This is a genomic window from Rothia mucilaginosa (assembly GCF_001061665.1).
GTDB lineage: Bacteria > Actinomycetota > Actinomycetes > Actinomycetales > Micrococcaceae > Rothia > Rothia mucilaginosa_A.
Genome location: NZ_JVSP01000016.1, coordinates 113,868 through 125,987 on the forward strand (window position 1 = coordinate 113,868; position 12,120 = coordinate 125,987).

Genomic DNA, 12,120 nt, shown 5'->3' on the forward strand with positions numbered 1-12,120 from the left:
TGCGAGGACCGGTGCGTGAACCCGCGAATGGGGCCCGTAACCGGCCGTCATAAACGTGTCATAATTGAAGGAAACCGTCATCATTACGAGCGCGCTACCTTTGCGTGCCCTCAACCAGTAGAGTGGAAACCGTGAGTAATAACCATCTACGCCTATTCACCAGCGAATCGGTGACTGAAGGCCATCCCGACAAAATTTGTGACCAGATTTCCGACGCAATCCTGGACGGCATAATCGCCCAGGATCCCGCAGCGAACGTTGCTGTGGAGACCATGGTGACCACCGGCCAGGTGCACGTCGCCGGTGAGGTGACCACCTCCAGCTACGTCGAGATTCCCTCCATCGTGCGTGAGACCATCCTCGATATCGGTTACGATTCCTCGACCCGCGGTTTCGACGGCGAGTTCTGCGGCGTCTCCGTCTCCATCGGCGAGCAGTCCCCGGACATTAACGCCGGCGTGTACGAGTCCCTCGAAGTTCGTCAGGGCATCGCCGCCGACGATTACGACCGCCAGGGCGCGGGCGACCAGGGCATCATGTTCGGTTACGCATCGAACGAGACCAACGTGCTGATGCCCGCCCCCATCTGGCTGGCACACCGCCTCTCCGAGCGCCTGACCAAGGTGCGCAAGGACGGCCTACTGACCGATCTGCGCCCCGACGGCAAGACCCAGGTGACCCTCGGCTACGACTCGAACAACGTGCCCGTATCCGTTGATACCGTGGTTGTTTCGAGCCAGCACACCGCCAGCTACGATCTGGCCGACCTGCGTGCCGACATTGAGAAGCATGTGATTGCCCCCGTGCTCAGCTCCGTGGACCTGGATTCCTCCAACACCAAGTTCATCGTCAACCCCGCCGGTCGCTTCGTGCAGGGTGGCCCCGTCGGTGACGCTGGCCTGACCGGCCGCAAGATCATCGTTGACACCTACGGCGGTTCCGCACGCCACGGTGGCGGTGCGTTCTCCGGTAAGGACCCCTCGAAGGTGGACCGTTCCGCAGCCTACGCTATGCGCTGGGTCGCCAAGAACATCGTGGGCGCCGGCCTCGCCGATCGCGCCGAGGTTCAGGTGGCGTACGCCATCGGCCAGGCAGCACCCGTTGGCCTGTATATCGAGACCTTCGGCACCGAGAAGGTTGACCCGCTAAAGATTGAGCGCGCCGTGCGCGAGGTCTTTGACCTGCGCCCGCTGGCCATCATTAACGATTTGGACCTGCGCCGCCCCATCTACCGCAAGACCGCGGCTCACGGTCACTTCGGCCGCACCGAGCCGGAGTTCACCTGGGAGCGCCTCAACCGCGTGGATGCACTGCGCTCGGCAGTGTCCTCCTCCTAGAACGAATTCAGCGAACGAGAGCACGATAGCGCGCGTGAGTCAGAACCGTTCTGATGAACCGAAGGTACCCGCGGGTGCTCAGCAGGAATCCCTGCAACAGCTTGACCTGTTGCAGGGATTTCCTGCTCTTCGTGATGCCCTGATTCCGGCTGCCCCGGAGCCGGTGAATGTTGCCGCCGAGTTGGAGGCGAGCGGCGTGCCGAACCCTGTGGCGCGTGTGCGCGTGGATAGCACCCTGCCGCAGGTGGACCGCACGTTTGATTACCGTGTGCCCGCCGAGCTGAGTGAGGATGCGGTGCCCGGCGCCCGCGTGCGTGTGCTGTTCAACGGCCACGAGATGACCGGCTACATTGAGGAGCGCGCGGCCACGACCGATTGGACGCGGTCCTCGCTTGCCCCGCTCAAGGGGGTGCTCTCGCGTGTGCCGGTGGTGGCGCCCGAGATTTTCAGCGTGGCGGAAGCGCTGGCCGATCGCTACGCCTCCACGGTGGCGAACGTGTTGCGCCTGGCGGTTCCTCCGCGCGTGGCCGCCCTGGATAAGAAGTACGCTCCGTTCCTGCCGGGTTACGAGCCTTCCCAGGTGGGCCCTCAAGCTCCGGTTGAGGGCGAATCTGCCGGTAACCCTTCGATTGAAGGTGAGGGTTGCGAATCTCAGGTTCAGGCTGAGGGTGGATTGGCTAAAAACTCTTTGACCGGCGGAAATAGTACTGAGACCGACCCCTACGCCTGGCTCGCTACCCCCGGCGCACCCGCGCCCTTCACCCTTGAGCCTCCCGCCCCGCTGGAGGACGCACCCGATGCCGCCGCGGTCTTCTCCGATTACGAAAACGGCCCCGAATTCATCGAGGACGTGGCCGCCGGCGTCGCGAGCCGCGCCGTCATGACCGTGCTTCCCGGCCACCTGGAACACACCTGGGCCGATGTGCTCGCCGCGGCCCTGGCCACCGCGGCAACCTCCGGGCGGGGCGCCATCGCGGTGGTTCCCACCGCCAAGAGCCTCGACCTGCTGGAGAGCGCCCTCGCGCGGGTGCTTCCCGCCGATTCCTACGCACGCCTGAGTGCCGATTCGGGCCCGCACGCGCGCTACCACGGGTTCCTCAAGGCCCGCCTGGGACGCGTGCCCGTCGTCATCGGAACCCGCGCGGCCGCCTACGCCCCGGTCGCTAACCTGGGCCTGGTCGTCTGCTGGGACGACGGCGACTCGTCGCTGCTCGAACAGCGCGCCCCCTATTGCCACGCCCGCGACGTGCTACTGTTGCGCGCCTCAGCGGAGAACGCCGCGGCGCTCTTCGCAGGGTTCACGATGAGTAGCGAGGCGGCACGCCTGGTACGCACCCGCTGGGCCACCTACCTGCGGGCTCCTCGCTCGCTCGTGCGTGAGTATTCGCCGCGCATCTTCTCGACCGGTTCGGAGTACGAGCTGGCTCGCGACCCGCTGGCTGCCGTGGCGCGCATCCCGCACCTGGCCTTCGAGCACGCCCGCCGCGCCCTGTCCCGAGGCCCGGTGCTCGTGCAGGTGGCCCGCAGCGGTTACGTGCCCTCGTTCTCGTGCGCGCGGTGCCGCATGCCAGCCCGATGCACCGTGTGCAGCGGCCCGCTTTCGCTGGCTTCCGGTTCATCGGTGCCCTCCTGTGCGTGGTGCGGCCATCTGGCCCAGCAGTGGAGGTGCCCCGAATGTGGGTTTAACCGCTGGCGTTCCTCGACGGTGGGGGCGATGCGCACGGCCGAGGAGCTGGGCCGCGCCTTCCCGAACGTCCCGGTGATTTCCTCCTCGGGCGACCACGTGCGCGCGACGGTTGGCCCGGAACCGGCCCTGGTCGTGGCGACTCCCGGGGCTGAGCCCGTGGCTTTCGGCGGTTACGCGGCGGCCCTGCTTCTGGACGCCGATAAGATGCTTTACTTCGATTCTCTGCGCGCCCCCGAGGCCGCCCTGCGTCGTTGGCTTAACGCGGCGGCCCTGGTGCGTCCGGCGGCGCTGGAGGGGACCGTGGTGACGACCGCCTCACCCTCGCCCGTGGAGCAGGCCCTCATCCGCTGGGATCCGGCCTGGTTCGCTCGTGAGGAGCTGGAGGAGCGTTCCCAGACGGGCTTGCCTCCGGCGGTGCGCACGGCCGCGGTAACCGGCGCGGAGGCTGACGTGCGCTCCTTTATGGAAATCTTCCTGGGTTCTTCGGCCCTGCCCGAGTCTGTGCGCGAGCAATCGCGGGTGGTCGGTCCGGTTCCGCTGGAACACGGCTATCTCGCCTGGTCCGAAACCCTGGAGAATGATCCGGAGGAATCCCCGGTGCGCGGGGATTGGCGCGCCCTGATCTTCTTCTCCTACGGTATTGCCCAGCAGGTGACGCACGAGTTACGCGCCACGCGCGCCACGATGGCCGCCCTCAAGAAAACCGTGGGGGAGCGGCCCGTTCAGGTGCGTTGCGATGGCTTGGACGTGCTTTAAAACCCACAGTCTTGCGGATTTATCTGCAGAAAACGCAGAGGTACAGTGCAGAAAGGGGGCGTCGTGGATCGCCAATTGGTGAAGGGCAGTTCCCTGCCCTCGGACGAGCAGCGGACCCTGCTGGGGTATGCTTCCCGGCACCCCGAGAGCACCCTGCACAGTACGGGTCGCCGGCACGACGCCGCGGTTCTGCTGATTCACGGCATCGGGTACCAGAATTTCGGTGAGACCCTGGACTACTTCGGTAAGCCGGTGGCGCACAGCCTGAAGACGCTGGCCACGATGGCGAGCGCGACCGCACCCGATACCGGTTCCGATGCCGCGGACAGCCCCGAGGAGGCGACCCGGGGGAGCATCACGCTCATCCCCGACGGCGATACTCAGCCGCCATCGGGGGAGGTGACCTCGCATAGCGAGCACCGCGAGCTGAGCTACGCGCTCACGCTGGAGTACGTGCAGGCCCCCGAGGCTCCAGAAACCCCCGAAACTCTCGAAGTTTCCGAATCTACCGAAGTACCCGAGTCCCCGGAGGACCGGGAAGCCGTCGACGAGCCGAGCGCCTCGTCGTTGCAGGCGCGTATCTCGGAGGGGCTGCGCGCTCAGGAACGACGCCTGCAGGAGCGCCTCAGCGCCTCGCATTCGAGCCGTCCGGAACGTCCGGAGCGTTCGGTGGTGCGTCGCAGCATCCTCCTTCAGGAGGGGTTCTGGCGCCCGAAGCACTATCGTCCCCTAAGAGATCACCTGCCCTGGCTGGTCTCGGTGCTGCCGCTTTTCCTCATGTTCTGTCTCTACTACGAGCGTCCGGGCCGAACCTGGACCGATCGCGCCGGGCAGCTGCTCCGGTCGATAGCGCGTTTTGTGAACGTGGCCGGTTGGCTTGTGCTGGCGGTGGTGACAATCGTGACGATGCGCGACGCCTTTGTTGCTTCCCTGAGCACGAGCCGCGGTCTGCTGACGGCGCTGGTGGCCGTGCTCAGCCTGGGTATTTTGGGTTGGGTTTTGGCTCGCCGTGCCCGCGAGCTGTGGGCGCTGGTGAAGGCGATTCCCACGCAGCTGATTCAGACGGCGACCAGCCCTGAGTCTCGGGATTTGGAGCGCATCTACGCGCGTTTGGACCGTCAGCTGGATCTGCTGGTGGCCCGTAGTGATGCCCCGGGTATTATTGCCCATTCGCAGGGCGGGTACCTGGGGTATGAGCTGCTGCGTCGCCGTGCGAAGGCCGGAAAGAAACCCCTGCGTTTCTTCTACGGGCTGGGTAACGGTGTGGTGCCGATCAGTATCATCGCCAGTGACCGCAACGACATTCCCGCTCCGATCGATAGCTCCGGCGGGTTCCGCAACCGCCTGACCCTGCTGGCCCTCGGAGCGGTAGCCGGGTTCGCCTGGGTTCAGGAGGCCCTGCTTCTGGTTGGCCCCTACGCCTCCCTGCTGCGCCACATGATGCTGATTCCGTTGACGCTGGGCGCGGCCACGGTTGTCTTCGCCGTGCTCTCGGCGCTGAAGGGCCGGGGCCGCATTGCGCAGGAGACGGGGGTGGGCTCTACCGTCTGGAATGTCTACGGCACACGTTCCCTGATTAAGTGGCTTATCCCGACACTCTTTGTGCACGGGGTATTCATGATGTTTACCTCCCTCATGCTGGTGCTTGCCTACCTGAGCGGTGAAGCGAGGGTTCCTGCGCCCACCGCATTGGGCGTGGCGTTCTGGTGCGTCGTGATGCTGGCGATAGTCGTATCGGTGCGCAGCTGCTGTCACCTGTTCGTGCGCGCCTATGCGCCCTCGCTGCACGAGATGAACGTGGCGGATCACTGTGAGATTGCGGCGCGCGGCGATAGCATCGGGCGTTCGAACATCACACAGCTGACCGATGTGAAGGTTACCTTCGCGACCCTGCCGGGGCCTTCGGTGAGTAGCCACATGCAGTATTTTGACGCCAGCTCACCGGTTCCGCTCATGCTGTCGCGCCGTTTGCTGCCGCACGTTCTACCGGCCGACACGCACCTGCTGGAGGGCGTGAACGATATCGGCGCCGAGCTCAACCGTGCCTTTGCCCGAGCTAAAAGGGTTGCGCGTGCGGTGCACTACGGCCTGTATGCGGGGTTGACCGCGCTGTTTGTGCTGCTACTGAATGCGGCGTCGCTTCTGCACGTTTCGGCGCAGGCCGGTCTGGATGTGCCGGTCCTGGACTCCGCGGGTTTTGAGTGGGCGGTGGCTGCGGCCCGGTACCTGCGTGAGCAGGTGGATTCGCCCGGCGGCGGCCTCGCTTTGTTGGCGATTCTGTTCGCGGTGGAGGTGCTGCTCGTGGTGGTGCTGTCTCCTGCGACTCAGCGTCGGTTCCAGCGGTTCATGGTGACGAAGATTGATCGCACTCTGGCGCGAGAGAGCGTCATCGGGGGAGTTGACGATGAGGCGAGCGCGGCCTCTGCGCAAGCGTGGCGTAGCCTGCATAATTAGAGCTTTAGGAAATGCTGTTGCACTCTTGACGAGTGCGGCGGCATTTCTTTTTAAGCTTCTAACGGTGGACTCAAACGGTGGGGAAAAACCGGCGGTTACCTGCCTCTCTGATGCCCCCTGATTTCCGCCTGACAACCGCGGACGTGTCCATTATGAGGTTGTTCCCTAGCGGTTCTTGAACATTGATTGGCTCTTGGGTACTTTAGAGGTATCACAACCACCACCGCGAAGAGGCATCCGGTTATCGCTGCGAACCTATTCGCCGTGTTACTCCGCGTGGCGTTTGCACTGTAGCGACGCCCTGACGAAAGGCTTTCGACGATGAGCCCGGCATACGATTACGAACCCGGATTCGGCGATTCCGCTCCCGAGCGTAGCAACGGTATCACCCACCCCAATCCCGAACTGCTTTCGGCCATGACGATGGCCCAGCGCGGTGCGGTCTGCCGCTACCTGGCGCGTTTCGCTGAGCTGGATGACGCGAAGATTATTTACGCCTACACCCACGTCAACGATCTCGTGGCGAAGGAAGAGGCCCGCACCGGTAGCTTCACCGCGGTCTAGCGGGTTTCCGTGATTTGATTTCGGGGCGGTTCGCTACACACTTCCTCCGCGCCTACGCAGGGAACCCGCCCTCGCAGAGCTCGGGCACCCTGAGGGCGCTTCCGGAAGGTGTAGCCTCGCCGCCCCCGTATTAGGGCACGGGTCACCCGGCAACCACAAACCAAATATGAGAATGCCGCCGCCACCTCCCGAGTTTCGGGGGAGTGCGGCGACATTTCTGCGTCTAACACCGTAATTTAGCGCCGCGCTGTATAAACCGCGCACGCTTTAGAGCCCGCGCACGACCTTCAGCAGCTTGAGCGCCGAGTCGCGCCAGGAGTAGCGGCGCACATCCGACAGGCCATCAATGATGATGCGCTCGCGAACGGCGGGGTCCTCCAGCGAGCGGATTGCCTTGACCCAGTCGGCGGTGTGCGCCTCCGGGGCACCGTCCACCGGTGCGAACACGGCGTGCGGCGCAATCTCACGGAAAATCAGGATGTCACTAATCACAGCGGGGCAACCGGCAGCCTGAGCCTCGACCACGGGCAGACCGTAACCCTCCTCGCGGGAGGCAGTCACCAGGGCGTGCGCCTGGCGGAGCAGCTGCTGGTACTCCTCATCGCTCACGCCGTTGTGCACCTCCACGTTCTCACCGATAAGGCGCTCGTCGGTGAGCTGCACCAGGCGCTGCGGCGGCATCTTCGACAGCAGGTGCAGGCGGTAATCCGGCAGGGAACGCATCGCCAGCAGCAGGGTTTCTACGTTCTTGTACGGCATGAACGAACCCATGTACACCAGGTGCTTGACGGGCTGCTCTTCGCGGGTGGTGGCGCGTTCCAGGGCGGTCTGGCGCGAGACCACGCTGCCGGGCTGCGGGGCGTTGGGCACCACGAACAGCGGCTTGGTGGTCAGCTCGTGCTCACGAATCAGCGAGGCGGTCGACTCAGAAACCGTCACGACCGCGTCGCCGTGGTTGAGCAGGAAGCGCTGCGGGGTGTAGGTCTTGTGGAAGAGTCGCCAGCCCACGCGCACCGGTGCGGGCAGGAACCCGGGCGGGGTCGGGTGCGAGTAATAGATCAGGTCGTGCAGGGTGAGAATCAGCTTGAACTTGCGTCCGGTGGAGCCGATGGTTTGCATGGGGGAGAACACTACGTCCGGCGCGTACTTGTTCAACTGCAGGGCGGCGGTCGGTTCGAGCGGGCCGGTGGGAGAGCAGATCTTCACGTGCGGCAAATCCGGCAGCATGTCCAGCTGACGCTCGTCGCTAATAATCATGGTCAGGTCGAGGTCGGCGGCGGCTTCGTCACCGGTGTCGATGAGGGTTTTGAGCGCGCCCAGCAGGGAGGCGGTGTAGCGGCTGATGCCGTCGTGGAAGCCGATACGGGTGTATCGGGCGTCAACCATGAGTTTCATGTTGGTTCCTTACTTCTCGTTCCCTTAGCGGTCGGCGGCGAAATCGGCGATGAGTTCCGCGGCCAGGTGCGGGGTTTCGTAGTGGATGAGGTGCCCGACTTCGGGAATCATGTCCAGGCGCTCGCGGGCGCCAGTCGAGGGGCTGCGCAGACTGCGGGAGGTCAGCGTCGCGTACATGGCGCGGGCCGTTTCGGGGGTGCCCAGGTCGTCGTCTTCGGCGACGAGCATCTGCACCGGCACCCGGATGGCGGCGGCGTATTCGGCGGCGGTGTGCGTAATGGACGCCTCGTAGGCGCTGAGCACTCCGCGGCGGGAGCCGAAGGAGCCGAAGTAGGCGGCGTGCTGACCGTTGATGAAGCGGCGCATCGCCCTATCTTTGGTGCGCATCATGACTTCGCTGGAGGCGCGGGTAATCAACTGCGAGCGCAGCAGCGGGTAGCCGATTTTTTCGGGGAGTGCCGCGCCGGCGCGGTAGTAGAGCGAGGCCAAGCGCGAGGCGACGCGCTGGCTGCCCTCGAGGGCGGGTTCGCTGATGGGGTTGATGAGTGAGAGCAGCGCGAGCGAGGCAGGGTGCGCCGCCGCGAAGGCGCTGGTGAGGATGGAACCGAAGGAGTGACCGACCACGTGTAGCGGTAGCCCGAGCGGGTTGGTGCGCTCCACAAAATCCTGCAACCAGGCCACGTACGCGTCGATGCTGTCCTCACCCGGGGCGCTTTCGGGCAGGTCACCGGAGCGGCCGAAGCCGGGCAGGTCGGGGCTGATGATGCTGACGTTCGGAATGAGCTTCAGCAGGTAGTTCGCGATGATTTCGAGGCCGTGGTGGTCGCCGCGGAAACCGTGAATGAGTAGCACGGGGTAGCACCCCTCGGGGAAGCTTCCGGAGCCCATGCCCTCGCCGTACTGCCAGTAGCGGGTCGTGACCGCCTGCGCATCCGCGCCGATGCGCGCCTCGTGACCGGTGCCGGGAATGAGCGGGCCGGGTACGCCCTCGAGAACCGAGGCGTTGGGGGAGTCCGGGGTAACGGTGGAGGTCATGGGTACCTTTCGCGGGGTCGGGTGCGGGGAGGGCAGGGTCCCACCCCTAATTTTAGGGGAGAAGCCTGAAAAGCCTCTGGAGGGCGGTGTGCGCCGGGCCCCTCGCGCATCCTCGGCTCGTCCACAGACTAATCAGCGCGGGCTCGGATCCATCCCGTCGCCGCTTTCGCGTTACACTTGGAGGGTTAAGTTTTTATCAACCTGTCTTTATTTAAGGAATCGCTGTGTCTGCTCAGGTAGAGACCGAACGCACCGAGAATGCGTACGACTTCCGCGCTATGGAAGCCAAGTGGCGCCCCTACTGGGACGAAACGAAGGTTTTCCAGCCCACCGGTGACGCCCCCAAGGGCCGCAAGTATGTGCTGGATATGTTCCCGTACCCCTCCGGTGACCTTCACATGGGTCACGCGGAGGCATTCGCCATTGGTGACATGAACGCCCGCTACTTCAAGCAGTGCGGCTACGATGTTCTGCACCCGATTGGCTGGGACTCCTTCGGCCTGCCGGCAGAGAACGCAGCCATTAAGAACGACACTCACCCCAAGGAGTGGACGTACAAGAACATCGACACCCAGGCCGAGTCGTTCAAGCGTTACGCCATTGCCGCTGACTGGAGCCGCCGTCTGCACACCTCGGACCCCGAGTACTATAAGTGGACCCAGTGGTTCTTCGAGCAGTTCTATAAGAAGGGTCTGGCGTACCGCAAGGACTCCATGGTCAACTGGTGCCCCAAGGACCAGACCGTGCTCGCTAACGAGCAGGTCGTCAACGGTGCCTGCGAGCGCTGCGGCACCACCGTGACCAAGAAGGCCCTGAACCAGTGGTACTTCAAGATCACCGACTACGCCCAGCAGCTGCTGGACGACATGGAGCAGCTGGAGGGCAAGTGGCCCGACCGCGTGCTGCTCATGCAGCGCAACTGGATTGGCCGCTCCGAGGGTGCCGAGGTACGCTTCGAGATTGAGGCCACCGAGGACCAGGCCGCCGAATCCTTCACCGTGTTCACTACCCGCCCGGACACCCTGTACGGCGCAACCTTCATCGTGGTTGCTGCGGATGCGGCGTTCGCCGAGCAGATTGTGGCCCCCGAGCAGAAGGCTGCCCTGGAGCAGTACCGCGAAGACATCAAGGCGCTGAGCGATATCGATCGTCAGTCCTCCGAGCGTGAGAAGACCGGCGTGTTCACCGGCCGCTACGCGATCAACCCGCTGACCGGCGCAAAGCTGCCCGTGTGGGCCTCCGACTACGTGCTGGCCGACTACGGTACCGGTGCGATTATGGCCGTGCCCGCGCACGACCAGCGCGACCTGGACTTCGCCCTGAAGTTTGACCTGCCCGTTGTGAAGGTTCTGGATGTTGAGGGCGCCGAGGATCCGGCCACCAGCGGTGTTGCTACCGCCGGTGACGGCGTGCTCGTGAACTCCGGCGAGCTGACCGGCCTGCCCAAGGCCGAGGCCATCGCTAAGGCCATCGAGCTGGTGGAGGCCGCCGGCACCGGTGAGGGCAAGGTTATCTACCGTCTGCGCGACTGGCTGCTCTCCCGCCAGCGCTTCTGGGGTACCCCCATCCCCGTGATTCACTGTGAGGACTGCGGCGAGGTGCTGGTTCCCGAGGATCAGCTGCCGGTTCTGCTGCCCGATAACCTGCGTGGCGAGCAGCTGGCCCCCAAGGGCCAGTCGCCCCTGGCCGCCGCCGATGACTGGGCTATCGTGCCCTGCCCGAAGTGCGGCAAGCAGGCTCGCCGCGACTCGGACACCATGGACACCTTCGTGGACTCCTCCTGGTACTTCCTGCGTTACGTTTCCCCGCATGACGATCAGGCTCCCTTCGACCCGCAGGCCATGCGCGAGTGGGGTGCCGTCGACATGTACGTGGGTGGCGTGGAGCACGCAATTCTGCACCTGCTGTACGCGCGTTTCTTCACCAAGGTTGTTCGCGACCTGGGTCTGATTCAGCACGATGAGCCCTTCAAGGCGCTCATGAACCAGGGCCAGGTGCTCAACGGCGGCAAGGCTATGTCCAAGTCGCTGGGTAACGGCGTGAACCTGGGCGAGCAGCTCGATAAGTTCGGTGTGGATGCAATCCGCACCACCATGATTTTCGCGTCCCCGCCCGAGGATGACGTGGACTGGGCCGACGTTTCCCCCGCCGGCTCGCAGAAGTTCCTGGCTCGCGCATGGCGCGTGGCTCAGGACGTCACCAGCGAACCCGGCGTGGACGCAACCGCCGGTGACCTGGAGCTGCAGAAGCTGATTGCACGCACCGTGCACGAGGTGCAGGGCCTGATTGAGGGCGGCAAGTTCAACGTGGTTGTTGCGAAGACCATGGAGCTCGTCAACGCTACCCGCAAGGCTATTGATTCCGGTGCTGGTGCGGCTGACCCGGCCGTCCGCAAGGCCGCCGAGACCATCGCCATCCTGCTCTCGCTGTACGCACCGTACACTGCCGAGGACATGTGGCACGTGCTCGGTCACGACACCCCGGTTCTGACCGCTGGCTTCCCCGAGGTTGACCCGGCCCTGCTGGTGGATGACACCGTCACCGCTATCGTTCAGATTAAGGGCAAGGTGAAGGCTCGCCTGGAGGTTGCGAAGGATATTTCCGAGCAGGAGCTTCAGGAGCTGGCCCTGGCCGATGCCGCCGTTCAGCGTGCGCTGGGTGACGCCGAGATCCGTAAGGTGATTGTGCGTGCGCCTAAGCTCGTGAACATCGTGATCTAAGTTTCTTAGATAAAGTACAAGCCCCGCTGTGGCTTCGGTTCGTTCTGCGGAACGTTCCGAAAGGCACGGCGGGGCTTTGCTGTACTGCGGTAGTGATGAGTGCCATAATGTTCAGGAAACGCTAGGAGAGGCTTCGTCGCTGAATCATTCGCTGACGAACCGGAAGAAGGGC

General features: G+C 64.4%; 7 protein-coding genes. 5 read left to right on the forward strand and 2 right to left on the reverse strand.

What is annotated here, in order from left to right:
* Nucleotides 1-131 precede the first annotated feature (131 nt).
* The 4 genes from metK (at nt 132) to ADJ95_RS08085 (ending at nt 6,798) form a co-directional block, all read left to right on the forward strand.
* Entirely contained in the window at nt 132-1,337 is a 1,206-nt protein-coding gene (gene metK / locus ADJ95_RS08070; protein WP_049334119.1) for a methionine adenosyltransferase, read from the forward strand.
* A gap of 34 nt (nt 1,338-1,371) precedes the next feature.
* A complete protein-coding gene (locus tag ADJ95_RS08075) occupies nt 1,372-3,780 on the forward strand; it encodes a prepilin peptidase (protein WP_049334120.1) in 2,409 nt (802 codons plus the stop codon).
* 63 nt (nt 3,781-3,843) lie between these two features.
* On the forward strand, nt 3,844-6,234 hold the full coding sequence (locus ADJ95_RS08080; protein ID WP_152691727.1) for an aconitase: 2,391 nt from the start codon (nt 3,844-3,846) through the stop codon (nt 6,232-6,234).
* A gap of 321 nt (nt 6,235-6,555) precedes the next feature.
* Nucleotides 6,556-6,798, forward strand: coding sequence for a hypothetical protein (locus tag ADJ95_RS08085; protein WP_049334121.1), 243 nt, complete (start codon nt 6,556-6,558; stop codon nt 6,796-6,798).
* Nucleotides 6,799-7,065: 267 nt separating this feature from the next.
* Here ADJ95_RS08085 and ADJ95_RS08090 read toward each other — a convergent pair whose 3' ends face one another.
* Nucleotides 7,066-8,193 carry a glycosyltransferase family 4 protein gene (locus ADJ95_RS08090; RefSeq protein ID WP_049334122.1) on the reverse strand — a complete coding sequence of 376 codons (1,128 nt, stop codon included), beginning with the start codon at nt 8,191-8,193 and terminating at the stop codon, nt 7,066-7,068.
* A gap of 24 nt (nt 8,194-8,217) precedes the next feature.
* The gene (locus ADJ95_RS08095; protein WP_049334123.1) at nt 8,218-9,228 is read right to left on the reverse strand and encodes an alpha/beta fold hydrolase; all 1,011 of its coding nucleotides are present in this window, start codon (nt 9,226-9,228) and stop codon (nt 8,218-8,220) included.
* A 278-nt stretch (nt 9,229-9,506) separates the two neighbouring features.
* Between ADJ95_RS08095 and leuS the strand changes: the two genes are divergently transcribed.
* The gene (gene leuS / locus ADJ95_RS08100; protein ID WP_192830514.1) at nt 9,507-11,948 is read left to right on the forward strand and encodes a leucine--tRNA ligase; all 2,442 of its coding nucleotides are present in this window, start codon (nt 9,507-9,509) and stop codon (nt 11,946-11,948) included.
* The last annotated feature ends 172 nt before the right edge of the window (nt 11,949-12,120 follow it).